Source organism: Streptomyces sp. NPDC050433 (assembly GCF_044458565.1).
GTDB lineage: Bacteria > Actinomycetota > Actinomycetes > Streptomycetales > Streptomycetaceae > Streptomyces.
The window spans coordinates 138512-162129 of the sequence record NZ_JBITIB010000019.1 but is presented as its reverse complement, the minus strand read 5'-3'; the positions used below and the strand labels follow the sequence as shown (position 1 = coordinate 162129).

At 69.6% G+C, this 23618-nt stretch carries 24 protein-coding genes; 13 read left to right on the top strand and 11 right to left on the bottom strand.

Translation table 11 applies throughout. The features are described 5' to 3' along the window. Positions 1–90: 90 nt before the first annotated feature. The 4 genes from ACIBLA_RS23665 to ACIBLA_RS23650 all read right to left on the bottom strand — a co-directional run bounded on the left by ACIBLA_RS23665 (position 91) and on the right by ACIBLA_RS23650 (position 4837). Entirely contained in the window at positions 91–780 is a 690-nt protein-coding gene (locus ACIBLA_RS23665; RefSeq protein ID WP_399199777.1) for a response regulator, read from the bottom strand. Positions 781–788: 8 nt separating this feature from the next. After that, on the bottom strand, positions 789–1976 hold the full coding sequence (locus ACIBLA_RS23660; RefSeq protein ID WP_363246554.1) for a sensor histidine kinase: 1188 nt from the start codon (positions 1974–1976) through the stop codon (positions 789–791). A gap of 97 nt (positions 1977–2073) precedes the next feature. Continuing rightward, positions 2074–4290: an MMPL family transporter gene (locus ACIBLA_RS23655; protein ID WP_399199775.1), complete on the bottom strand. Its 2217-nt coding sequence runs from the start codon at positions 4288–4290 to the stop codon at positions 2074–2076. Positions 4291–4477: 187 nt separating this feature from the next. Further along, positions 4478–4837 carry a hypothetical protein gene (locus tag ACIBLA_RS23650; RefSeq protein ID WP_399199774.1) on the bottom strand — a complete coding sequence of 120 codons (360 nt, stop codon included), beginning with the start codon at positions 4835–4837 and terminating at the stop codon, positions 4478–4480. On the opposite strand from ACIBLA_RS23650, the gene ACIBLA_RS23645 reads away from it, so the two are divergent. After that, positions 4819–5190 carry a hypothetical protein gene (locus tag ACIBLA_RS23645; protein ID WP_399199773.1) on the top strand — a complete coding sequence of 124 codons (372 nt, stop codon included), beginning with the start codon at positions 4819–4821 and terminating at the stop codon, positions 5188–5190. The two genes, ACIBLA_RS23650 and ACIBLA_RS23645, sit on opposite strands and share 19 nt — an antisense overlap. Positions 5191–5259: 69 nt before the next feature. On the opposite strand, the gene ACIBLA_RS23640 is transcribed toward ACIBLA_RS23645, so the two are convergent. Then, on the bottom strand, positions 5260–6060 hold the full coding sequence (locus ACIBLA_RS23640) for an SAM-dependent methyltransferase (RefSeq protein ID WP_399199772.1): 801 nt from the start codon (positions 6058–6060) through the stop codon (positions 5260–5262). Next, complete coding sequence (locus tag ACIBLA_RS23635) at positions 6057–6941, bottom strand: helix-turn-helix transcriptional regulator (RefSeq protein ID WP_363246559.1); 885 nt, start codon at positions 6939–6941, stop codon at positions 6057–6059. The genes ACIBLA_RS23640 and ACIBLA_RS23635 overlap by 4 nt, the downstream gene beginning before the upstream one ends. A gap of 233 nt (positions 6942–7174) precedes the next feature. On the opposite strand from ACIBLA_RS23635, the gene ACIBLA_RS23630 reads away from it, so the two are divergent. From ACIBLA_RS23630 to ACIBLA_RS23615, 4 genes are all read left to right on the top strand, one after another. Then, a complete protein-coding gene (locus ACIBLA_RS23630) occupies positions 7175–7621 on the top strand; it encodes a hypothetical protein (protein WP_399199771.1) in 447 nt (148 codons plus the stop codon). Between the two features lie 232 nt (positions 7622–7853). Continuing rightward, the gene (locus ACIBLA_RS23625) at positions 7854–8540 is read left to right on the top strand and encodes an SDR family NAD(P)-dependent oxidoreductase (RefSeq protein WP_399199770.1); all 687 of its coding nucleotides are present in this window, start codon (positions 7854–7856) and stop codon (positions 8538–8540) included. A gap of 88 nt (positions 8541–8628) precedes the next feature. Continuing rightward, on the top strand, positions 8629–8883 hold the full coding sequence (locus ACIBLA_RS23620) for a type II toxin-antitoxin system Phd/YefM family antitoxin (protein WP_363246562.1): 255 nt from the start codon (positions 8629–8631) through the stop codon (positions 8881–8883). Then, positions 8880–9128: a type II toxin-antitoxin system RelE/ParE family toxin gene (locus tag ACIBLA_RS23615; RefSeq protein WP_363246563.1), complete on the top strand. Its 249-nt coding sequence runs from the start codon at positions 8880–8882 to the stop codon at positions 9126–9128. The genes ACIBLA_RS23620 and ACIBLA_RS23615 overlap by 4 nt, the downstream gene beginning before the upstream one ends. A 607-nt stretch (positions 9129–9735) precedes the next feature. Here the strand turns inward: ACIBLA_RS23615 and ACIBLA_RS23610 are convergent. After that, positions 9736–9939, bottom strand: a complete 204-nt coding sequence (locus ACIBLA_RS23610) for a DUF397 domain-containing protein (RefSeq protein WP_363244682.1) — start codon at positions 9937–9939, stop codon at positions 9736–9738. Then, complete coding sequence (locus ACIBLA_RS23605; protein ID WP_363244681.1) at positions 9936–10766, bottom strand: helix-turn-helix transcriptional regulator; 831 nt, start codon at positions 10764–10766, stop codon at positions 9936–9938. The genes ACIBLA_RS23610 and ACIBLA_RS23605 overlap by 4 nt, the downstream gene beginning before the upstream one ends. Positions 10767–11064: 298 nt before the next feature. Here ACIBLA_RS23605 and ACIBLA_RS23600 point away from each other — a divergent pair, with 298 nt between their 5' ends. Continuing rightward, complete coding sequence (locus ACIBLA_RS23600; RefSeq protein WP_363244678.1) at positions 11065–11268, top strand: hypothetical protein; 204 nt, start codon at positions 11065–11067, stop codon at positions 11266–11268. A 103-nt stretch (positions 11269–11371) separates the two neighbouring features. Here the strand turns inward: ACIBLA_RS23600 and ACIBLA_RS23595 are convergent, their stop codons facing one another. Continuing rightward, positions 11372–11656, bottom strand: coding sequence for a hypothetical protein (locus tag ACIBLA_RS23595; protein WP_363244677.1), 285 nt, complete (start codon positions 11654–11656; stop codon positions 11372–11374). Positions 11657–11980: 324 nt separating this feature from the next. Between ACIBLA_RS23595 and ACIBLA_RS23590 the strand changes: the two genes are divergently transcribed. Both ACIBLA_RS23590 and ACIBLA_RS23585 read left to right on the top strand, forming a co-directional pair. Beyond that, positions 11981–13108, top strand: coding sequence for a serine/threonine-protein kinase (locus ACIBLA_RS23590; RefSeq protein ID WP_399199767.1), 1128 nt, complete (start codon positions 11981–11983; stop codon positions 13106–13108). Beyond that, positions 13059–14183, top strand: a complete 1125-nt coding sequence (locus ACIBLA_RS23585) for a PQQ-binding-like beta-propeller repeat protein (protein ID WP_399199766.1) — start codon at positions 13059–13061, stop codon at positions 14181–14183. The genes ACIBLA_RS23590 and ACIBLA_RS23585 overlap by 50 nt, the downstream gene beginning before the upstream one ends. 252 nt (positions 14184–14435) lie before the next feature. On the opposite strand, the gene ACIBLA_RS23580 is transcribed toward ACIBLA_RS23585, so the two are convergent. Further along, positions 14436–15305, bottom strand: a complete 870-nt coding sequence (locus tag ACIBLA_RS23580) for a MurR/RpiR family transcriptional regulator (RefSeq protein WP_363244674.1) — start codon at positions 15303–15305, stop codon at positions 14436–14438. A gap of 218 nt (positions 15306–15523) precedes the next feature. Between ACIBLA_RS23580 and ACIBLA_RS23575 the strand changes: the two genes are divergently transcribed. Together ACIBLA_RS23575 and ACIBLA_RS23570 are read left to right on the top strand one after the other, a co-directional pair. Next, the gene (locus ACIBLA_RS23575; protein WP_363244673.1) at positions 15524–16762 is read left to right on the top strand and encodes an amidohydrolase family protein; all 1239 of its coding nucleotides are present in this window, start codon (positions 15524–15526) and stop codon (positions 16760–16762) included. Positions 16763–16874: 112 nt separating this feature from the next. Then, entirely contained in the window at positions 16875–18455 is a 1581-nt protein-coding gene (locus ACIBLA_RS23570) for an AbgT family transporter (RefSeq protein ID WP_399199765.1), read from the top strand. Between the two features lie 39 nt (positions 18456–18494). Here the strand turns inward: ACIBLA_RS23570 and ACIBLA_RS23565 are convergent, their stop codons facing one another. Continuing rightward, positions 18495–18935 (bottom strand): PPOX class F420-dependent oxidoreductase, encoded by a 441-nt coding sequence (locus ACIBLA_RS23565; protein ID WP_363244671.1) that lies wholly within the window; start codon positions 18933–18935, stop codon positions 18495–18497. 201 nt (positions 18936–19136) lie between these two features. Between ACIBLA_RS23565 and ACIBLA_RS23560 the strand changes: the two genes are divergently transcribed. The 3 genes from ACIBLA_RS23560 to ACIBLA_RS23550 are packed head-to-tail and all read left to right on the top strand — an operon-like array spanning position 19137 to position 23380. Next, a complete protein-coding gene (locus ACIBLA_RS23560; RefSeq protein WP_399199764.1) occupies positions 19137–20384 on the top strand; it encodes an alanine racemase in 1248 nt (415 codons plus the stop codon). Positions 20385–20429: 45 nt separating this feature from the next. Further along, positions 20430–21848 carry a diaminobutyrate--2-oxoglutarate transaminase gene (locus ACIBLA_RS23555; protein WP_363244669.1) on the top strand — a complete coding sequence of 473 codons (1419 nt, stop codon included), beginning with the start codon at positions 20430–20432 and terminating at the stop codon, positions 21846–21848. Further along, positions 21845–23380, top strand: a complete 1536-nt coding sequence (locus ACIBLA_RS23550; protein ID WP_399199762.1) for a pyridoxal phosphate-dependent decarboxylase family protein — start codon at positions 21845–21847, stop codon at positions 23378–23380. Before ACIBLA_RS23555 ends, ACIBLA_RS23550 begins: the two co-directional genes overlap by 4 nt. Positions 23381–23618 lie beyond the last annotated feature (238 nt).

The following is a 23618-nucleotide window of genomic DNA, read 5'->3' as shown; positions in this document are numbered from 1 at the left end:
AGTGGTCAACACAAACTCGACGGAAGAGCGCCCCGAAAACGACATCCTGAAACCGTAGCAACTTAACGCCAGGATTTCAGGCGCAGGACACTAGGGCCGGTCCTTCGGATCGGGCCGGGCGCTGACGAGACCCGTCCGGTAGGCGATGAAGACGAGCTGGGCCCGGTCCCGGGCATGCAGTTTGGTCATCGCGCGGTGGATGTGGGTGCGGATGGTCAGAGGGCTGAGGACCAGTTGATCCGCGATCTCGTTGTTGCTCATGCCCTGAGCGGCCAGCGCCATGACTTGACGTTCCCTGTCGGTGAGAAGTTCCAGCTCACGGGGTGAGGCAAGCCGGTCATGGGGATCGGGCGTGGACAGAAACCGACCGATCAGGGATCGGGTGGCGGTGGGGGAAAGGAGCGAGTCCCCGACCGCGACGGTCCGGATACCCGCGAGCAGCGCTTCGGCGGTGACGCCCTTGCCCAGGAAACCGCTGGCCCCACCGCGCAGGGCATTGGCGACGTTCTGGTCGTCCTCGAAGGTGGTGAGGATCAGGATGCGGGTGGCGGAGAGCGTGGGGTCCGCGCCGATGAGGGAGGTGGCGGCAAGTCCGTCGAGGCCAGGCATACGGATGTCCATGACGATGACATCGGGATGGTGCTCGCGGGCGAGATCAACCGCCTCCTGGCCGTCGGCGGCCTCGGCGACGACGGTCATCTCGGGGTCGCTGTCGATCAGGATGCGGAACGTGCTGCGCAGGAGGGCCTGGTCGTCGGCGAGCAGGACACGGATCGTCATGTGATGCCTTAGCTGGTGGGTTGGAGAGGGAGAGTGCAGGAGACCTGAAAACCCCCAGGGCAGGGACCCGCGGTGAGGCTCCCGCCAGCGGACTGCGCGCGTTCGCGCATGCCCATCAGCCCAAAGCCACGGCTGGGCTCGGAAGCCCCGGCACGCGCGGTCCCCGCGGCTGTCTCGTTGGAGATCGTCAGGCTGAGTGAGTGGGGGTGATACCTGAGCCGGACGTCCGCCCGCCCGGTGGCCGCGTGCTTGGTGACGTTGGTGAGGGCTTCCTGGATGATGCGGAAGGCTGCCAGGTCCACCCCGGGGGAGAGCGGTTGTGGCGGGCCACTGACCGTGATGCTGACGTCAAGTCCGGCGGTGGAGAACGCGGCTGTCAGATCGGGCAGTTGGCCGAGCCCCGGGGCAGGAGCGAGGCTGTCGTCGGTTTCATCGGGTTCGGTGTCCTGGCGCAGCACTCCCACAGTGGCTTTGAGCTCACGCAGGGCGTCGGCGGTGGTCGTCGAGAGAGAGTTGAGCATCTCGAAGGCTTTGTCCGGGTGCGTCCGGTACAGGTGCGCTGCCGTGCTCGCCTGGGCGTTGGCGAGAGCGAGATGGTGGGCGACGATGTCGTGCAGTTCGCGGGCGATACGCATGCGTTCCTGCACCACGTGATGGCGGGCCTCCTCCGCACGAGCCCGTTCGGCCTGTTCGGCGCGGTCGGCGGCGTAGGAACGTCGTACGCCGACGTAGCTGCCGAGGAGCGCCGACAGCAGCACCCAGGCGGCCGGATTGACGACGCCGAGAAGTACGGGGTGGCTGGACGGATCGAGGAACAGACCGGTCACGACGATGCACGCGGCAGCGAGAAGGGAGACGTTGCGGGCTGTCGTACGGTCGGCGCGCAGGCTCACCGAGTACAGCGACACCATCAGCGGGCCCATCAGCAGGGGCGTGATGAGGTAGCCGACGGCCCCCTCGGCCATGGTGAGCACGGTGATGAATCCCAGCACGGGCAGGGGGTGCCGGTGACGCCGGAGCAGTGCCAGACAGCAGAAGGCGGACAGTACGATCCCGGGCCACAGCGAGAGCGGTGCCGGAGTCGTCCAGGTGGTGACAAGACAGCCCATCGCGGTCGTCCCGAAAAGCAGCAGCAGCCCCCCGAGCTCCACCGTGCGTGGCCGCCGCGCGGCCTCGATCCGCCAGCTCGTACTCATCTCGATCTCCCGGAAACAGACACGGACGACACCATGGTGACCGTCGAAGGAGCGGTGCCGTCGATGACGGCACCGCTCCCCCGACGATGGCGGGTGGTCAGGTGCGTACCGGCTCCCGCCGCGCCGATCCGGTCGGCGAGTCGGTGGGTGCCGCGGTGAGCGCGGCGCCCTCGATGTCCACCCGGGGCAGCAGACGGTCCAGCCATCGCGGCAGCCACCAGGCCTTCTCGCCGAGAATCGCCAGGACCGCCGGCACGATGGTCATGCGGACGAGGAACGCGTCGAACAGCACGGCGATGGCGAGACCGAAACCGATCGTCTTGATCATTGACTCCGTGGAGCCGACGAATCCGGAGAAGACGGCGATCATGATGACCGCCGCGGCGACCACCACACGTGCGTTGTGGCGGAAGCCCGCCACGACGGCCTGCGCGGGACGGTCACCGTGAACGTAGGCCTCCCGCATCCGAGCGACGAGGAACACCTCGTAATCCATGGCCAGTCCGAACACGATGCCCACCAGGAAGATCGGCATCAGGCTCATGATCGGGCCCGTCTGTTCGACGCCCAGGAGCTCGGCCCCCCAGCCCCACTGGAAGACAGCCACGACCGCGCCCAGGGAGGCCAGTACCGACAACAGGTAGCCGAAGGCGGCCTTGACGGGAACGAGGACGGACCGGAAGACCACCAGCAGCAGCACAAGGGCGAGAGCGACGATGACGATCAGGTAGGGGACGAGCGCGTCCTGCAGCGCGGTGGCGACGTCGATGTCCATCGCCGTGCTGCCGGTCACCTCGAACGTGGCACCCGTACTGTCCTCCAGCCCGGCGCGCTCCGCCCGGATGGATTGCACGAGATCCTTGGTCGTTTCGTCGTTCGGACCGGTGGACGGCACGGCCGAGAAGGTCGCGGTGTCACCGTCGGGGTTGAGCTGCGGCGGCGAGACCGACACCACCCCGTTCGTGTCCTTGATCTCCTGGGCGACCGCTGTGGCGGCGCCCTTCGGGTCGTCGGAGTTCCTGGCGTCGACGACGATGGTCAGCGGTCCGTTGAACCCCGCGCCGAAGCCCTCGGCGAGTGCGTCATAGGCACGGCGTTCCGTCGTCGATGTGGGCTTGGACTCGTCACCGGGCATCCCCATCTGCAGACTGGCGGCAGGCACGGCCAGAGCGCCGAGAGCGGCAACGGTCACCAGCAGTACGGCCTTCGGGCGGCGCATCACGAACCGCGCCCACCGCGAGCCGCCGTTGTTCTCGTTCCGCTGCTTACGAAGCGCCCCGGGCCGGCCCTTACGGACACCACGCGAGAGCACCGCGTCCGGCCACATGCCGAGCAGGGCGGGTACGAGGGTGAGGGCGACCAGCACGCCTATGGCGACAGCCCCCGCCGCACACAACCCCATCTTGGTCAGCATCGGCACGCCGATGACGGACAGACCGGCCAGCGCGATGATCACGGTGAGGCCCGCGAACACCACCGCGGAGCCGGCCGTGCCGACCGCCAGCCCCGCCGCCTCACGCGGATCACGGCCGCGTGAGCGCTCTTCCCGGTACCGGGAGACCACGAACAGGGCGTAGTCGATGCCCACCGCCAGGCCGAGCATGGAGGCCAGGGTGCCGGTGGTGAGCGACAGCCCGAAGGTGCTGCCCAGCGCGATGATTCCCGCCATGGAGACGCCGACCCCCATGACCGCGGTGAGCAGCGGCAGACCCGCGGCGGCCAGAGAACCGAAAGTGATGAGCAGAACGATCGCGGCGATACCGATACCGATCGCCTCCGCCGATCCGCCCGCGGCCGGCTGAGTGGCCAGAGCCGTACCGCCCACTTCGACGGTGACCCCCTTGTCACGGGCATCGTCGACCGCATTCTCCAGAGCGTCCGTGCTGGCGTCGGTCAGGTCGTCGGCCGCCACCTTGTAGGTCACCACGGCGTACGCGGTGGAGCCGTCCTTGCTGACGGCGTCCGCCGCGAACGGGCTGACCGCGCTCGCGACCTGGGAACCCTTGTCGGTCTCGGCGACGAAGTCGTCGATGACCGCACGGGTGTCGGTCGCGGTCACCTTCTCGCCGTCGGGCGCGACGAACACGATCCGGGCGTTGGCGCCGTTCGCGTCAGCGCCAGGGAAACGCTCACCGATGAGGTCGTAGGCCTTCTGCGCCTCGATCCCCGGCATGAACGATGTGCCGCTGTCGTCGGCGGCCGGAGCCTTGACCGCACCGAAACCGGCCGCTCCCAGCGCCGCGAACCACAACAGCACCACCAACCAGCGCCACCGGAAGGCACCACTGCCGAGTCGATACAGGAAGGTAGCCACGAGAAACACAACTCCAGGTCATATCTTGGGTAGGCACCCAGACTCGCCTCCGGGCCCCCTCCACGTCGTCGTGCACCTGCCGTGACTGCGCACTCGTGCGCTCGGTGGACCGGGTGCGTCGTCTTCCTGCGTCTGTAGGAGACGGACTACTGCGCAGGTTGGACGCCGGGGCCCTGACCTGGGTCTCTCAGCGCTCCCCGGCCGCCGCGATCCCGTCGAGCGCGTACCCCAGGCCCGTCACGAACGTGCCGTCCCAGTCGTCCTCCAGGATGTACTGGTTCGCGCTCAGCGTCGGATACTCCGCGCTCCGGTCCCGTAGCCGCCGCTGCGCCGTCTCGCGGTCCTCCTCCGAGAGCCGGAAGCTCATCGTCGTACGCCAGTCGACCAGCAGCGCGAGGATGGCGGCGCGCCATTCGAGGTCGGCCGCCCCGTCGGCGGGCGGGAGTTCGCCGATGATCGCGTCGAGCGCGAGGTCGACGACGTCGTCCTTGGTGTCGACTTGCCAGTACAGCGTGGTGACACCCGAGCGTGGAGGCGGACAGCGCACACGTACTCGCCCTGTATCTGGTGCCCGCGCAGCTTCTGATCGGCCTGGGTCTGGGCATCGTCCTCACGGCGGCGACGAGTCTGGCGACGGCGGAGGTGGGGTACGCGGACATGGGGACGGCGTCCGCTGCGTTCAACGCCGGTCAGCAGGTGGGCGGTGCGGTCGGTACGGCGCTGTTCAACACGGTCGCGACGGCGGCGACGGCGGAGTATCTGCGCAACCACGGTTCCGTGACCGCGAGTACGGTCCACGTCTTCGGCGCCGGGCTGCTGGTGGCCACGGGCATCATGCTGTTCGCGGCGCTGGTCGCGACGGTGCTGCTGCGCCCGCGCGGCGGTACGCACGGGGCGTGACTGTCGGGCCGTACGGAGCGAAGGGACGACCGTTCGCCCCGTACGGCCTTCGCGTACCGAGCCGTACGGCTACGGCTTGACCGCCACGAACCCCCACTGGACACAGTCGGCGGCCCCCTCCGGAGCCGACTGCCCTCCGGGTACGAGAATCTCCGGCAGCGGGCGCAGGCCGGGCGGGAGCAGGGTCAGCCCGCGCGCGCACGCGGCGATCTGGGCGGGCGTACGGGCGAGATAGGCCCCTTCGGGGTCGGCCGCCAGGTAGTGCTCCTGCATCTTGAGTACGCCGGGCGTCTCGATCGTGTCGCACACCGCCAGATAGGAACCGGACGCGAAGCGGCTCGTGTACTTCTCCACGAGGTCGGCCGCCTGGGCGGGCGGGAAGTGCCCGAGGGTGGAGAGCACCAGCATGGCGACCGGCTCGTCCAGGTTCAGCGTCTGCGACGCCTCCTCAAGTACCGCGTCCACCTCCCGGAAGTCCCGCTGGAGATAGTGGATCTTGCCCTCGGGCGAACTCCGGAGCGAACTCGCGTGGTTGAGGACGACGGGGTCGTTGTCGACGTAGACGACGCGCGACTCGGGAGCCGCCCCCTGCGCCATGCCGTGGGTGCCGCGCCCGGTGGGAATGCCCGTGCCCAGGTCCAGGAGTTGGCGCACGCCGCCCTCGCGGACGACGTAGTCCGCCACCCGCTCCTGGAAGGCGCGCGACTCCATGGCCGCCGTCTTGATCTCGGGGAAGGCGCCGAGCATCACATCGGCGAGATCCCGGTCGAGCTGGTAGTTGTCCTGGCCGCCCTGGGCGTAGTTCCAGATACGCGCGGAGTTGGGGACGGTGGGCATGACATTGGTTCCGGGGCGTACGGAGTCGCTCATCCGAAGTCCTTACTCGTCAGGGGCAGCGGGGTGAAACGAGGTGGTGCGAATCCACTCGTCACGTCCACCGCCATTCGGTAGTTCTCCACAGCGTCGGAGTCGTCGGTGATGAGCGTCATGGCCGGGTGGAGGCCGATCTGGATCAGCCGTTCCCCCATCCCGAACTCCTTGAAGCGCAGAATCTCGATCTGACCGCAGAGGCTGATGGCCAGCGGGTGCGGTACGCGCGGCGGAATGACCTGGATGGCCACCGACGACCCCACATCGGCGATATGGGCTTCAAGATAGTCCAGTTGACGGGCCATCACCCCGGCCCCTCCCACGTGGCGCCGCAGAGTGGCCTCCTCCAGCAGCACCCACAGGGCGGCTCGTGTCTCGTTGTTCGCGACGCCGGGACCGCCCTGGACGGTGTGCTCCTTGCGGGCCTCCAGCAGTTCCAGCCGCAGACGGCGTACGGCAGGGTCCTCGTAGGGGTTGCGCAGGCTCATCAGGGCTTCCGCGTACTCCGTGGTCTGGAGCAGATCCGGCAGAACTCCCGGTGCGTACGCGCGGATGCTCGTCGCCGCGGACTCCAGATCGATGACACCGACTTCGGCGACCTCGCGCCAGGGGTGCCACCAACCCGGCTTCTTCGCCTCGTCCAGTGCCTGAAGGACTTCGTTCCGCTCGGCGGCGGGTGTCTTGTAGAGGTCCAGCAGCACACCGACCATGCGCGGGTTCGGCACCGTCTCGGCGTTCTCCCAGCGGGCCGGCGTCGCCCGGTCCTTCTTGATCTTGTCGGCCACGCTCTGCAGCGTCAGGCCCGCCGCCTCGCGCCGACGGCGCAGATCGGCCCCGAAGCACCGCAGGGCGACCGTGGGGCCGGATCGTGGCTGGCTCACCGGGCCCTCCTCGCGTCCGCGGGTGGGGAGGGGCTTTTCCTCTCCGTTCAGCGCGCACCACGATACCGCCGACAGGAACTCTGTCACGTTGCAGAGTGTGTGGGTCGTGGCTACAGTGGAACCCGGAGTTCCCCTACGCGGTACCCCACAGAAAGCCGCGGCAGGGCCGGGAACCGACCTCGTCAGCACGCTGCTGAAGCGTGAGGGACGGGGGGTCACGGAGAACCGATGCGATGCACGTTTCACTACCGGCCGTTCCGGAGCAGATCCAGGTCGCGCGCCGTATCGTCCGCAAGGAACTGGCCGGACTCGGCTGGCCGGAGGCGAAGATAGCGGCCTGCGAAGAGGTGGCGGCCCAGCTCGCCCGGCATGCCATCAGTGTCGTGGGAGTCAGCGGCTACTACCTCGGAGTGACGAAGCGCCCCGGACCGGAGGATGCCGTCGCCATAAGAGTCAGCGTCACGATCCTGGACGCGCCCGACGCACCCGACGAGCCCGCGGCGCCGGTGATCGTACCGGCGCAAGCCCGCCCCGACGAACTGGCCGTAGACCGCCAAAGCCTGGCCGAGGCCCTGACGAAACGGTGCGGAGCCCAGGTCGACATCGCGGCGCAACAAGGCAGTTGGACGGCCTCGGCCACTCTTCCGGCCGAGATCCTCAGCCTCAGCGCGCGCCCGTGAGCCGTCGGCCGACGCTCGTATCACTGCCCGGTGGAAACTGCCCGATGGGCTCCGACCAACCCGTCTTGGAGAGGCTGCAGTGGACGCATCGAGGGGTGCCGCATCCCATGGGCGCACCAGTCACCGCCTGCCGCGGTCTTCGCGCGCCCGCAGGTGGACCGCCTGGTACCGGCCGACGAGCGTGGAGCCGCAGGTTTCGGTACGCGACCGTGGAGTCACGCACAGTGGGGGAGTGACGGATGTGAGCCGTTCGGTGCTGGTCGTCAGCGGGGCGAGCGGGAGCGCGGAGAGCGTGGCCGCCGCGTACGCCCGTCAGGACGACTGGGTCGGCTTCCTGTACGAGCGCGGGACGCCGCCCGACGAGCTGTACAACGTACGGTGCGATGTGAGCGACGGGCTGCAACTGGACGCCGCCGTCTCGGAGTTCGAGACCGGTCACGGAGTCGTGGACGTCCTGGTCGTGGACGCCGACCGGCACGACCGCCACGGCGAGGAATCCTCCCTCGCGGCGGCGGCCGGAACCCGCGCCCGCGCGAACGCGATCATCGGCCGCACCCTCCCCGGCATGCGCGAGGCCGGCCACGGCCGGATCGTCCTGATCGCCTCCACGAAGGGCCTCGGCCGAGGCTCCGCCCTCGCGGGCGGCGCCCCGCACGCGGACCTGATGAGCCTGGCATGGCACCTGGTCCACGAGTGCCGCGGCTCGGACGTCACGGTCAACGTCATCACCTACGGTTCCCCCCAGAACCCCACGCCCCAGACCCGCACCCACCGCGCCCACCAGATCGCCAACCTGGCCCTCCACCTGACCCGCCCGGAGGCCACGGACACGGGAGCGGTAATCCCGATCGAGGTCTTGGGCGCCTTTCCGGGCCGAACCCCGGTGCGCACGGACGGCACGTCGCACCAGGGCCACTGACAGCCGCGCCTCCAGGGGCCCCTCAGCCCGGAGGCGCGGCACTCTCGATCTTTGTCGCGGAAGTGCGCACTACTCTAGGGTTCTGCGCATGGATACCTATGCCATCACTGAGGCGCGCAACAAGCTCGGGGCGCTCGCACGACAGGTCGGCGCCGAGCAGAAGCGCGTCGCTCTCACCGACCGGGGTCAGATCATGGCCGTGCTCATCAGCCCGGCCGAGCTGGAAGAACTTGAATACCACCGGGTAACCGCGGAGTATCTGGCGCGCAAGGAACGCGGGGAGACCGGCCCTGGTGTCCCGCACGACGAAGCCCGCCGCCGGATCTTCGGAGACACTGCGTGACCTACCGCGTCATCTGGGAGCCCTCCGCGCTGGCTGCGGCGGAGAAGCACGCCGCAGGCGATCGGGAGGGCATCCAACAGGTTTTCCGGGCCGTGGATCTGTTGGCCGACAATCCCCGGCCGGCCGGCGCGTTCACCGTCGGAGCCAGCGGGATCTACCGTATTCAGGCGGGCTTCTACCGGGTCCAGTACGAGATCCACGATCAGACGGTCACCGTCACAGTCTTCCACCTCGGCCGGGCGTAGTTGACGTCCAGCCTCCGACTTTCCGGGGCGGCCGGCGCAGGTGTATGTCGTCTTGGGCGGCGACGCGGCCCACGACGAGCGAGGACGAGCCCGGTGTCCCCCGAGCCATATCGCCTTTGGGTCGGCCGCGAGTGCTCCGGGACGGCGCCGGTGAGGAAGTCGAGCCCTTGGCGAACCGGCTGTCCGGCGATGCCGGCGGCCCGCAGAATCGGCAGGACCTCGCTGGTGTTGACGATCGACGAGACCGAGGTCAGGGTGAGGCCCCACCCGCCGTCGTACCCCTGGTTGTGCAGCAGGGTCCGGGCAGCCTCGCCCGCTCTGGTCTCGAACGCCGCGAGCCCCACGTGCGCACTCTTCATGATTCGCCTCCGCCGCCGAACGACCGGACCGCCCGTCGGACCGTACCCAACTCGTCCACTGTCGACGCGCGTTCAGGTTCGAGACGCTACGGCGCACGGTCATGGAGCCGTTCGTGTTCTGGCGGCGCTCGTCGCCCGGGGGCGGGCGGTCTTGCGGGAGTTTCCGATCACCTCGCCCTCGTCGCCGTACTTGCCTCGGAGCAAAACGCGTCAGGGCGATGCCTGTTCGGTGCGCTCGCTGCCGGACGTCAGTGTTCGGCGGCGTACGCGACGAAGTCGGCCCACACGGTGGGGGTAAGGGTGAGGACCGGGCCGGTGGGGTTCTTGGAGTCGCGGACGGGGACGGTGCCGGTGGTGGGGATGTGGGCGGGGGCCCATTCGACGCAGCCGCCGCCGTTGCCGTTGCTGTACGTGGACTTGACCCACTGAGCGTGAGCCAGGCTGCTGCTCATGACGGAAGTGCCTCCATGACTGCTCGGATGAACGCCGCTGAGTCCTTCGGCGACAGGGCACTGGCCCTGAGCAGATCGTAGGCGCGCTGCCGGGCCCTGACGAGTGTCTTTTCCTCCAGCAGCGTGCCCGTGGCGATGCTCTCCTCGTACGCGACTTGGGTGCCCTTTTCGAGCGTCAGCAACGTCAGTGATCCGTTGGCCAAGGCATGTCCCCCGTGCGCGAACGGGAGAACCTGGACCATGCTGGTCGGTGTAAGCGTCAGCTCGATCAGTCGGGTCAGTTGAGCCCGCATGACTGCGGGGCCGCCGTACGAACGCAGCAGCACCGCCTCGTCCAGGATGGCGGAGAAATCCGGCACCGGGTCGGTGATGAGCAGCGCCTGCCTGCCCATTCGCGCTGCGACCAGTTCATCGATCTCTTCCCGCGTGGCCTTCGGGTTGTGGATCTCGAACAGCGCGCGGGCGTACGGTTCCGTCTGGACAATGCCCGGTACGAGTTGGCTGGCGTACTCCTGGATCACGTGCGCCCGCGCCTCAAGGTCCATCCGTCGCTGGTACTGATCCGGATGGATCTCCTTCCGCGCCAGCGCGTACAGCTTCCTGAAGATCCCGCCCGTCTTGAACACCTCGTCCAGCAGGTCCGGAAGGTCCTCCGGGATCATCGTGTCCGCCGCCTCGAAGCGGGCCAGTGAGCTTTTCGCGTATCTCACCACTGTCGCGAGGCTTTCCAGGCTCATGCCCGCCTCCTCGCGGTAGCGGCGCATCTCCGAGCCGAACAAGTCGCGGGCCGAGCGTTCCGGTGAAAGCTCGCGCGGTCGTGGTGCCATCGGCGAACCCCTTGTCCCCGTAGTCGTGTTGGGAGACAAACGGCTTCTGATCGTACGCGGAAAGACCGACTCTTGATGCACAGACGGTAATGACGCGATGACGGAAGGCGCACCCTCTCCATGTGCGAAGTGGAACCCGAGAAGCCCGCCCCGACAGACCCGGCACGGCGGAACTGGAAGCCGTCATCCATGCCGGAGGCTTCTGGCGGCTGGTGCCCGAGGGTGTGCCGCGCGTCTATGACCCCGTTACCCGAGAGCTGTTGGAGCGCGTGCTCCACCGACTGAGGCGAGGTGCGGAATGACGCAAAGCAACGCCCGCAGGCAACTGGCCTGGCTGACCGAGCAGTTCGGCATGGACGGCATGCTGGTGGTCCGCAAGGACCGCCGTTCCGAGGAACCTCTTCTTCCCGGGGACGCCGTTCACCGCTGGCCGCCGTGCCGGTGCGGGCACTCGTTGTGTCCCGATTACCGGCCGCCGGAGGGCGATTCAGGCGGTGCGTAGTGCCAGGAGCGCCCGCCAGGTCCAGCCGATGGTGGCGGGCAGACCGGTCCAGTGTCCGGCGAGCGCGTCCGTCCTGATCGTGGGCCATGAATCGCGCCAACCGCTAGTGGAGAGGGGGCTCCCCGCCTTCAGTTGTCTCGATCCGCGCGATTGGCAACCCCAATTCGCTCAGCCGCTCAACGGCCCAAGCCACGGCCTCTTCCAAATGGGGAGCCTGCACCACGCAGGGGAAACGCGTACCTTGCTGATCCTGCTCCCAGCCGACCTGACCGCCGGCGAGGGCGTCCGCATGGTCGAAACGGTCGGACTGCTCCTGCGTCGGCTCGTGCTCGGGGTACATGATGAACGACCACTCACGCACAGTTGCTGTGCCGACGGGTGAATTCATCGACCTTCTTCCCCTCCGTGCCTGGATTCGTGGGCGTGCTCCACACCTTCGTGCTGGCAGAACACGGGCAGCAGACTACGTAACCCCAACGGTGGCCATTCTGGTCTCGCTTGACCTTGAGGCCTGCCTTCTCCGCCCGCCGCAGAGCCGCTTCGACGTCCGACTTCGGGTGTCGATCACCCTTCATACAGTAACCACCCCCAGGCATCGGCAACGAGTGGCAGCGCAATAGGACACGGGCTCGGGGCGCGGTGACTGATCGCCCATGACGTCCTTGCCGTAGCCTGGTCGGCCGAGGCAGGGGTGAGGCTGGGGGAGCCGACGTTGAGTCAAGTCATCGCCGAACGTTACGAGTTGACGGAGCGGATCGGGTCCGGTGGCATGGGCGTCGTATGGCGCGCGCTTGATCGCACCCTGCACCGCACCGTCGCCGTCAAGGTCATCGCCGGCCCCGGCGTCGGCGTGGAGGCCGTGGCCCGTCTGGAGCGGGAGGCGCGCGCGGCGGCGAGCCTCTCCCGGAATCCGCATGTCGTCACCGTCCACGACTTCGGGCATGAGGGCGCGGGTGCCGACGGCGGTGACTGCGCGTATGTCGTGATGGAGCTCGTCGAAGGCCGCACCCTCGACAGGGTCCTCGCGGAGGACGGCCTCCCCGCCCCCGTCCGCGCCGTGGAGTGGGCGCGTCAGGTGTGTGTCGCCCTCGAAGCCGCGCACGCGATCGGCGTCGTGCACCGTGACATCAAGCCCTCCAACGTCATGCTCGGGCCGGACGGTGTCATTCAGGTCCTGGATTTCGGACTGGCCTGGTTCCGTCCGGAGCTGGGCCTCGACAAGCTCAGCCGGACCGGTGCCGTGATGGGCAGCGCGCCGTGGATGCCTCCCGAGCAGGCGAAGGGAGAGACCGTCGACCACCGGCCGGACCTGTACTCGCTGGGCTGCCTGCTCTACGAACTGCTCACCGGGGAACCGCCGTTCGGCGAACGTGACGCGCTGGGGCAGCTCATCGCCCACGCGATGGAAGAACCTCTCGCCCCGAGCGACAGAGCCAACAGCCGCGACGGCGGGAGTTCCGTCCCTCCCCCGCTCGACCGCCTGGTCCTCGATCTGCTCGCCAAATCTCCCGACGACAGGCCCTCTTCGGCGTCCCTGGTGGCCGAGCGGCTCGGTGAAGTAGGGGAAGGCCTCAGCGAGGTGCCGCCGTCCGTTCCGGCCGAGGAGGAGCGGGGCCGCCTCGGCCGGCGTCAGCTCCTGGGCATCGCCGTGGGCGTGGTGGCCGTGTCGGCGGTGGCGGTGCCGTACGTACTGTCGGACTCGGACTCCGGCTCGGACTCGGGCGACAAGGGTAAGGAGTCCTCGCCGCCCCCCCCGACTCTGGAACATCCCCTTCGACGAGCGGGGCGAATTGGTCGCGGTCGGCGGGCAGGTCGTCCTGATGAACCTGCCCGGCAGTGACGACGCCGCGCCGTACGAGGTCCGGGACGCCCGGAGCGGAGATGTCCTGTGGACCTTCGAGCCCCTGAAGAATTCCGACGGTGACGTGGAATCGTCCAGCGTGGCCCTCGATCCGGAGGGATCCACGGTGTATCTCCTTCTGTCCAGCGGCGAGATGGCCGCCCAGAACGCCGCCACCGGGGACACGAAATGGAGCTACAAGTTCGCCGAGCCGCGAAGCGGCGAGCCCTTGCCCTCGCTGGCCTTCGCCGACGGCGTCGTCTGTGTCACGGACCGGGCGACAGTCCGTGCGGTCGCGTCGGACGACGGCAGCGAGCTGTGGACCGTACCCCTCGATGACACGCCCGTCGGGGCGGTGCTCATCGGCCGGATGCTGCTGGTCCAAACCACGTCACACCTGTACGCGGTCGGCCTGGATGAAGAGAGAGTCGTCTGGCAGAAGCGCGCCGAGCTGAGCTGGCAGTACCCCGCCGGTGGAATCGTCTTCGTCACGTCGCACGACACCTTCACCGACACCGGTAAGCGTGTCACGCAGGCGCTCGACATCGACGACGGCGCCGTGCGCTGGTCCGATCCCTCCGCTCCTCACGCCGTCCTGGCGGAGCGCAACCTCGTGGCGTACGCGGACGGCGACGGCAAGCTTCTTCGCACACGGTCCCTGGACACGGGAAAGAAGCTGTACGAGAAGGCCATACCGGCCTATGACGAGTTCGTTTCAACGCTCGTGGGAGACGTACTCGTGGAGCCGACTCGCAGTGGCGAGAAGAAATCGCTTGTCGGTATCGGGCTGGACGACGGTACGGTCCGCTGGCGCAAGCCGCATGGCGACATCAAGGCCCCGGACGGGAGGTGGCCCTACGGAAAGGTGCTCGTCGCCGACTCGACCGGCAAGTCGCTCAGGGCGCTGGACCCCACCACGGGTGAGACGCGCTGGACCGTGACTCCCGACGACAAGCGGAGCGTTCTGGAGGTGGCCCAGGTGGGGAAGAACCTGCTGTTCGTCAGCACTGGTGAGTCCTCCAAGGAGGATTCCACGGTCGAGCGCCTGTACTGCCTGGAACTGCTGGACGCGTAGCCGCACAGGCCTGCCCGGTGGAACGGCCCCGCCGTCGGGGCTGGTGACCTCCAGGGCGGCGCGGGGGCCCCGGCGCAGATTCGCCGTCTCGGCACGGACGGCGTCCTGGTGGTCCGTAAGGACCGCCGCTCCGAGAACCTCTCCTCCCCGAGGACGCCGTTCACCGCTGGCCGCCGTGCCGGTGCGGGCACTCGTTGTGTCTGGACTACCGCCCGCCCGAGCCGGGCGGGCGGGGCGGGCGGTGAACGGTGGTCAGCCGCCGCCTTCTCTCCGTAGCTGTTCAAGCCTGGCGAACATCTGGTCGTTGCGCTGGATGGTGGCCCTGCCCCGCTCGCCCAGGCGATGGGTGATCTCGGCCAGCAGTGCGTGGACGACCGCTGTCGCGGGGGCCAGGCTCGGGAAGTGTGACGTCCCCTCGGCGGGAACCGTGATCACGTGGTCGGCGAGATGGGCCAGTCGGCTTTCCCGCGAGTCGGTGATCACGCAGACCGTGGCCCCGGCCTCCCCCGCGGCCCGTGCGCAGGCGAGGACTTCGACGGGCAGCCGCCAGAAGTTGACGATGAGGACGCAGTCACCGGTCTCCAGCAGCGCGAGGCTGGAGACCGGCGTCCGGCCGCCGAGGTCGGCGGCTTCGATCGTCAGCCCGAGGCGGGCCCCGACGTGGGCGAGTTGGGCGACCGGGCCGATGAAGCTCCCCGAGCCCATGGCCAGGGTTCGTCCGGCGCGGGCGACGACGTCGGCCACCGCGCGACAGCTCTCCACGTCCAGCGAGCGGGCGGTGGCGGCCAGCGCTTCCGCGTCGCTGCGGACCGCCCGTACGATCGCGTCGGACGAGGGTGTGTCGTGTTCGGCGAGCAGGTCCGTGGCGCTCAACGAGGACAGGTAGCGGCTGCGTAGTTCGCGCCGCAGGTCGGGCCATCCGCTGAAGCCCAGGGCTCGGGCGGTCCGGACAACGGTTGACGCGTCCGTCCCGGCACGCTGTGCGACATCGCCGGCCGACGCGTACGAGGTGAACCGCGGTGCCGCCGCGAGGAGTTCGATGACCTTGCGGGCCTTCGGCCCGATGGTGGCGCCGTTCGCCTGTTCCCACAGCCAGCTCTCGGCCGAGACTCCTGCGGTCACCAGCGCTCCTTCTGTCGGTTGCCGGGTGCGTCGGGCACCGTACTCGCGGTCACGCCGAGCGAAAGCTACCGAACCGGCTCACGCAACGATTATTGCATCCGCCGAAACGGTCTCGGCACGCAGATTTTACCGACGATCATGCAACGAATCTTGCATTGCTCTGTAATGCAATGCCATATTGCGTGTCCATCGCACCGAGTTCGTTAAGGAACCCGTTCATGGTCAGCCCCCTGCCCCTTCTGTTCCGCCAAGCCTCAGTTCTGGACGCCACCGCGGCCGAACTGGTCGAGAATCGCAACGTCCTGGTCAGAGACGGCCGCATCACCGAGGTCGGCGGTCCGGAGGTCGGTGCGTCGGACGCCCACGTGATCGACCTGCGGGGCAAGGTCCTCATGCCGGGACTGATCGACGCGCATGTGCACACCACCCTCTACACCGCCGACCTGGCCGCCGTCGGCCACCACTCCGCCACCTACATGGCGGCTCGGGCAGGGCACTTGTTGCGCGCCATGCTCGATCGCGGGTTCACCACCGTGCGCGACGCGGGCGGCGCCGACTACGGCCTCGCCCAGGCCGTCGAGGAGGGCTGGTTCACCGGGCCGCGGGTGCTCTACGGCGGCAAGGCGATTACCCAGAGCGGGGGGCACGGCGATCACCGCCACCGGGGCCAGATCCACCACGATGACCACTACTGCAATCCCGGCCATGTCCGCATCGCCGACGGCGAGACCGAGATGCGCAAGGCTGTCCGCGACGAGATCCGCCGGGGCGCCAGCCATGTCAAGCTCATGCTCGGCGGCGGGATCGTGTCACCAACCAGCCGGATCGACAGCACCCACTTCGGTGAGGACGAACTCCGCGCCGCCGTCGAGGAAGCCGCCGCCGCGAACCGATACGTGCTCGGTCACGCCTACACCGCACGGGCGGTCAACCGCGCCCTGGAACTGGGCGTGCGCTCGATCGAGCACGGGAACCTGCTCGACGACCGCAGTATCGAGCTGTTCCTCGAACGGGACGCCTTCTACGTGCCCACGCTCGTGACCTACGAGGCGCTGGCCGCGGAAGGGGTCCGGTCCGGTCTGCGCCCCGAACACCACCGGAAGATCGCCGAGGTGCTCGACGCGGGGCTCGGCGCGCTGGAGAAGGCCCACCGCGCCGGCATCACCATCGCCTTCGGCTCCGACCTGCTCGGCGACATGCAGCGCCGCCAGCTCGAAGAGTTCCGGCTCCGGGCCCAGGTGCAACCGGCCGCCCACATACTGCGCTCGGCCACCACGGACGCCGCCCGGCTCCTGCGACTCGAAGGCCGCATCGGTGTCGTCGCTCCGGGCGCGTACGCCGACCTGCTCGTCGTACGCGCCAACCCGCTCGACGACATCACCGTGCTCACCGACCCCGACAAGCAGCTCGCCGCCATCGTCCAGGGCGGCCGACTCCACCTCAACACCCTGGACTGAGCGCCGCCGGGGACGGCTCAAGGCATCTCATCGCGCCCCGTCCGGCATTGCTCCCGTCCAGCAGTGCTCCCGTCCCCGTCACGCAAAATCCCGTCACACGAGGAGAACGGTCATGTCCACCATCGTCTCGTCCACCCCGTCCGCACCGCCGACGCCGCCGACACGGCCCTCCCGTGCGCTACGCCTGGTCGAGCGCGCAGGAAACATGCTCCCGCACCCGTTCTGGCTGTTCGGCGTCCTGGCCGTCGTCCTGGCCCTGGCCAGCTGGCTGCTCGCGAGCCTCGGGACCACCACCACCCTGCCCGACGGGTCGGTCAAGGCCGTGCGCAGCCTGGTCTCCGCCGACGGCGTCCAACTGATCTTCGGCGGGGTCATCGACAACTTCATCGCCTTCCCACCGCTCGGCACCGCGCTGGTCGCGCTGCTCGGCGTGGGACTGGCCGAACAGGCCGGACTGTTGCGCGTCGGCCTGCGGGCCGCCGTATCCCGTGTCTCGCCCCGCTGGATCACTTTCCTCCTGGCCTTCATCGGGTCCGCGGCGCACATCGCGGGGGACGCCGGCTACATCGTGCTGATCCCGCTCGGCGGGCTGATCTTCAAGTCCGTGGGGCGCAGCCCGATCCTCGGCATCGTGGTGGCGCTGGTGGCGCTGTCCGGAGGCAGTGCGGCGAGCCCGCTGCTGATCCCCAACGACGTCATCTTCGCCGGCCTCGCGACCGCGGCGGCCCAGACGGTCGACCCCCAGTACGTCGTCACCCCCACCGCCAACATCTACTTCACTCTGGCCTCGTCCCTGTTGCTCTCGATCGTCATCACCCTGGTCGTCGAGTTCTACCTGCGGCGCAGGATGGATCTCAGCGTCGACGCGGACAACAAGAGTAAATCGCGTGACTCGGTCAAGGCGGGCGAGTCGGACGATTCCGTGAGCCTGACCATCACCGACGCGGAGCGCCGCGGGCTGCGCAACGCCGGTCTCGCTTCCGCCGGTTACCTGTTCGCACTCGTGCTGGCCGTACTGCCGCACGGCTCCCCGCTGCGCGGCAAGGGCGGGGCACTCCTGGACTCCACACTGCTGAGCAGCATCGCGCCCCTTCTGGCGCTGTTCCTCGCGGTCGCCGGTCTCGCGTACGGAGTCACGGCCGGCACCATCCGGAACAGCGCCGACGTGCCCCGGCTGATCGGCGAGGGGCTCAAGGACATGACGCCGGTCATCGTCCTGTTCTTCGCCGTCTCCCAGTTCCTGGCGTACTTCAAGTGGACCGGGATCGGGGAGCTGATCGCGGTCAACGGCGCCCAGGCGCTGCGCGACCTGAACGCCCCGACCCCTCTCATCTTCATGGCGCTGCTCCTGCTGGTCAGCGCCATGAACTTCTTCATCACCAGTGGCTCCGCACAGCTTTCCCTCGTTGGGCCGATCTTCATCCCCATGCTGATGATGCTGAACATCCCGCCGGAGACGACGCTGGCGCTGTACCGGATCGCCGACTCCTGCACCAACATCCTCACCCCGGTCAGCCCCTACTTCGTGCTGGCTCTGGGCCTGATCCAGAACTACCGGCGCTCGGCGGGCATCGGAACGCTGTTCTCGATGACGCTGCCGCTGTCCGTGGCGATGTTCCTGGCGTGGAGCGGACTGTTCTTCGCCTGGTGGGCACTGGGCGTCCCGCTCGGCCCGGGTGCCGCTGTGCGCTGACGCGAAGTCCCGGACGAGCGCCGCCGTTTCTTCCGGCCGTCAGGCGATCTTGGCGCCGTAGACGTGGTCCACGGTCATCGTCATCAGGACCCGGCGGTCGGAGACCATCACCGCGCGGTATTCGTCCCAGTCCGGGTGTTCACCGGAGGCGCGGCGGTAGTAGTCGACCAGGGCCTCGACCTCCCGGCCGTGGGGGTCGGTGCCGGGGCCCGTGAGGGTGACCGGGCCCTCCGCCGTCGCCCAGGACCAGCCGTCCGGGCTGGTGACCTCCAGGGCGGCGCGTGGGTCGCGGCGCAGGTTCGTCGTCTTGGCCCGGCCCTCCGTCATCGATACGAGGAGGACGCCGGCCGCCTCGTCGTAGAAGGGCATCACGGGGGAGAGCTGCGGCAGGCCGTTCGCCTTGATGGTGGCGAGGACGCCGAGGCGGCTGGTGGCGAGCAGCGTGCGGGGGTTGAAGGGGGTGGGCGGTGTCGTGGTCATGTACGGCTCCAAGTCGTAGCGGGATGTCTGATATTCCCGTTGTCGAGGTGGCCCATCGCCGCCACATGGGTTTGCGCGGAGATCACCTTCACGGATGGATTACCTTTGGAATCTCTCGGGTGAGGCATTAGGTTAGGCTCCCCTAAGTATTTGTCCGATCTGTAAGGCGCGTGTCGCACCCCCAACGAGGTGGAAACCGTCGTGTCCGTCCAGTTCCCGCCATCCGCCGCGCCGCTCATCGCCCACCCCGTGGACGTCCTGCCGGCCCCCGTCCGCAGCCGGCTGCTCCAACTGGCGTGCGGCGCCGAGCCCGTGTCGGCGTACGTGTACGACGGAGAGGTCGCCGCCGCGCGGGCGAAGGAGCTGCGGGCCGCGCTGCCCGACTGGGCCGCCGTCTACTACGCGGTCAAGGCCAACTCGTACCCCGGCATAGTCCGCGCCCTCGCCCCGCACGTCGACGGCTTCGAGGTCGCCTCCGTCAGTGAACTGGAACTCGCCCTGGGAGTAGGCGAATTCATGGGAGACCCCGCCGTCGTCGCCGCCGGGCCCGCCAAGTCCGTACCCGTCCTCACCGCCCTCGTCCGCGCCCGCGTCGAGGCCATCAACGCCGAGAGCCTGCTCGAACTGCACCGGATCAGCCGGATCGCCGTCGCCGAAGGCGTCACCGCGCGCGTCGCGCTGCGCGTCAATCCGGCCGGTATCCCGATCAGCGGCTCGCTCCATATGGGCGGCGCGCCCTCGCAGTTCGGCGTCGCCGAGCCCGACGTACCGGACGTGCTCGACGCCGCGCGCAGGCTTCCCGGACTCGATCTCATCGGCTTCCACATCCACGCCGCGTCGAACAATCTCGACGCCGACTCCCATGCCGCGTACCTGCGTTGGTGCGTCGAGTGGAGCGTGACCACGGCCGCCGCGACCGGCATGGAGCTGCGGCACGTCGACATCGGCGGCGGCATAGGCGTGGCCTTCGAGGGTGAGAAGCCCTTCGACATGGCCCGGTTCGGTGAACTCGCCGCCCTGGTCGAGCCACCCGTGGGGGTGAAGGTCGTGCTGGAACCGGGCCGGTTCCTGGTCGCGGACTGCGGCTGGTACGCGGCCGAGGTGACGGACGTCAAGGCGTCGTACGGCGAGTGGTTCGCCGTACTGCGTGGCGGAATCAACCACTTCCAGCTGCCCACTTCCTGGGACATCGTGCACAACGTCGCCGTGCTCCCCGTCGACGCGTGGGAGGCGGGCGAGGGGTGTCCGAGGCCCGCCGCCGAGCGCACGCGTGTCACCGTCGTGGGCGAGCTGTGCACGCCGGAGGACACCCTGCTCCGGGACGTCTACGTCGAGCGGGTGCGCGCGGGTGATCTCGTCGTCTTCCCCAACGCCGGTTCCTACGGCTGGGAGTTCGCCATGCACTCCTTCCTCGGGCACCCGGTCGCCGGCCGCCATCTGCTCGCCTAGGGCGCCACTTCTTCTCTTCTCACCCTCATACTTCGGAGCCGTTCCATGACCGTTCCCGCTGTTACGTTGCCCGCTTCCGGGCGACGGTCGGAAGAAGCCGCGGCGACCGCCGAATCCATCCTGGAGCGGCAGCGTGCCAGGGAGTCGTCCGCGCGTACGTACGCCCGTTCCTTCCCGATCGTCCCGGCCCGCGCCCACGGCATGACCATCGAGGGCACCGACGGCCGCCGCTATCTCGACTGCCTCTCCGGCGCCGGAACGCTCGCGCTCGGCCACAACCACCCCGTCGTGCGCGAGGCCGTCCAGCGCACGCTCGACAGCGGCGCCCCGCTGCATGTGCTCGACCTCGCGACGCCCGAGAAGGACGACTTCACGGACGCGCTGTTCGAGACGCTGCCGAAGGCGTTCGCCGACCGGGCCCGCGTGCACTTCTGCGGGCCCGCCGGGACGGACGCGGTCGAGGCGGCGCTGAAGCTGACGCAGACGGCGACCGGGCGGCGCGGGGTGCTCGCGTTCACCGGCGCTTACCACGGGATGACGGCGGGCGCGCTGGCGGCGACCGGCAGCGTGGCCGTCAAGGGACCGGTGCCGGGCGGTGGCGCGGCCGGTGGTGAGGTGACGCGGCTGCCGTATCCGTACGCGTACCGCTGCCCGTTCGGCGTCGGCGGCGAGCGCGGCGCCGAGCTGGCGGCGACGTACACCGAACGGCTGCTGGACGATCCGGCGGGCGGTGTCGTACGGCCGGCCGCGATGATCCTGGAGGCGGTCCAGGGCGAGGGCGGGGCCGTGCCCGCGCCGGACGGGTGGCTGCGCGAGATGCGGCGCATCACGAGCGAGCGCGACATCCCGCTGATCGTGGACGAGGTGCAGACCGGGGTCGGGCGCACCGGCGCGTACTGGGCGATCGAGCACAGCGGCATCGTGCCGGAGGTGATGGTGATGTCGAAGGCGATCGGCGGCGGGCTGCCGCTGGCGGTGATCGTGTACGACCGGGATTACGACGGGTGGCTGCCCGGCGCGCACACCGGCACCTTCCGGGGCAACACGCTGGCGATGGCGACGGGCGCGGCGACGCTGCGGTACGTCACGAGTGAAGGGCTCGTGGAGCGGGCGGCGACGGTCGGCGCGCGGATGGCGGCGCGGCTGGAGGGGCTCCGGGGCGAACTGCCGCTGATCGGCGACGTACGCGGGCGCGGGCTGATGATCGGGGTCGAAATCGTGGACCCGGAGGGGGAGTTGGACTCGTGCGGGTCCCGCCCCGTGGCGCCGGAGCTGGCGGCGCGGGTGCAGGAGGGCTGCCTGCGGCGGGGGTTGATCCTGGAGCTGGGCGGGCGGTTCGGGTCGACGGTGCGGCTGCTGCCGCCGCTGGTGATCACGGACGAGGAGGCCGAGTCCGTACTGGAGAGGCTGACGGACGCGATCGCCGAGGCGTCCTCCTTCGGCGTCGCCGGGCGGGCGGCGTGACGACACAGGCGCTGGGCGCCGCGGTGGAGGCAGCGCTGCGACCCGTGATCGGCACGGCGTTGTCGGGCGGGACGGGTGGCGCCGCCGCTCTGGAGCCGCTGGTACGTGAGGTGTTGGGCGCGCTCGCGGAGGGCGCGGCCCGGCGCGGGGGGCCCGTCGCGGCCGGTACGCCCGCCGAGAACGTGGCGGCTGTCGCGGAGGCGTTGAACGCCGCTCGTGGTGGCGCCGCGCTCGGGCGGCTCACCGAACTCCTCGCGCACGGCAGCGCGGACCCGGCCGACCCCGCGTGCGCGGCGCATCTGCACTGCCCGCCGCTGGCCGTCGCCGTCGCCGCCGACCTGGCGGTCTCCGCGCTGAACCCCTCCCAGGACTCGTGGGACCAGGCGCCGGCCGCGACAGCCCTGGAAACACAGCTCCTTGAGGAGCTGGCCGACATGCTCGGGTACGACCCCGCGGAAGCGGCGGGCGTGCTGACGTCGGGCGGCACCGAGTCCAACCTCATGGGCCTCATGCTGGCCAGGGACCGGGTGCTGGGTGCCGCGACGGGGCGGCAGATCGAGATGACCGGGGTACCGAGGGTGGGTGTGGGGGCGGGTGCCGCCGGTGCGCGGCCCCGGATTCTGGCGTCGGCCGCCGCGCACTTCTCGGTGCAGCGGGCGGCGGCGCTGCTCGGGCTGGGCGAGGACTCGGTGATCCCGGTCGCGGTCGACGCCCAACTCCGCATGAAGCCACGTGCGTTGGCGGACGCGTTGGCGCGGTGCGTCGAGCGCGGACAGTTGCCGGTCGCGATCGTCGCGACCGCCGGGACGACCGACACCGGGGCGATCGACCCGCTGCGGGAGTGCGCGGAGCTGGCGGCGGAGTACGGGGCATGGCTGCACGTGGACGCCGCGTACGGCGGCGGCGCGCTGCTGTCCGACCGCCTCGCACCGCTGCTGGACGGCATCGAACTGGCCGACTCCGTCTCCCTGGACTGGCACAAGCTCGGCTGGCAGCCGGCCGCCGCGGGGATCTTCCTGGTGCGGAAGTCGGAGACGTACGCCTCCCTGGCGCGCCGCGCGGTCTATCTGAACCCGGCGGACGACGAGGAGGCGGGCTATCCGAGCCTGCTGGGTCTGTCGCTGCGTACGACGCGGCGCGCGGACGCCTTCAAGATCGCGGTGACGCTGCGGACGCTGGGCCGGGAGGGGCTGGGGCGGCTGGTCGACGCGTGCCACGAGCTGGCGGTGGCGGGGGCGCGGGCGGTGGCGGCGCATCCACGGCTGGAGCTGCACGGGGAACCGGCGCTGACGGCGTTTCTGTTCCGGTACGTGCCGGGTGACGCGACCCGTGCCGACCGGGTGAACGCCGCGCTGCGGCGGCGGTTGCTGAGGGAGGGCGGTGCGGTGGTGGGGCGTACGGAGCTGCCGGGGGAGGGGCCGGGGCGGGTCCGACTGAAGCTGACGCTGCTGAATCCGCACACGACGGTGGTGGAGGTGGAGCGGCTGCTGCGGGTGGTGGTGGCGGCGGGCGAGGCGGAGGAGAAAGGGTGAGCGGGGGTACGCCGGGTTCTGACCGGGGCCCGGCCCCGGACCCCCGCCGGGGCTCCGCCCCGGACCCGGCTCCTCAATCGCCGGAGGGGCTGGATTGGGCCGCCGGGCCCGGTGGAGTGGAGGGCGCGGGTCCTTGCCGGGGCGCTGCCCCGGACCCCGCTCCTCAATCGCCGGAGGGGCTGGAATGGGCCGCCTGGTCCGGAGGGGCGGAGGGGGCGGAGGGGCTGGAATGGGCCGC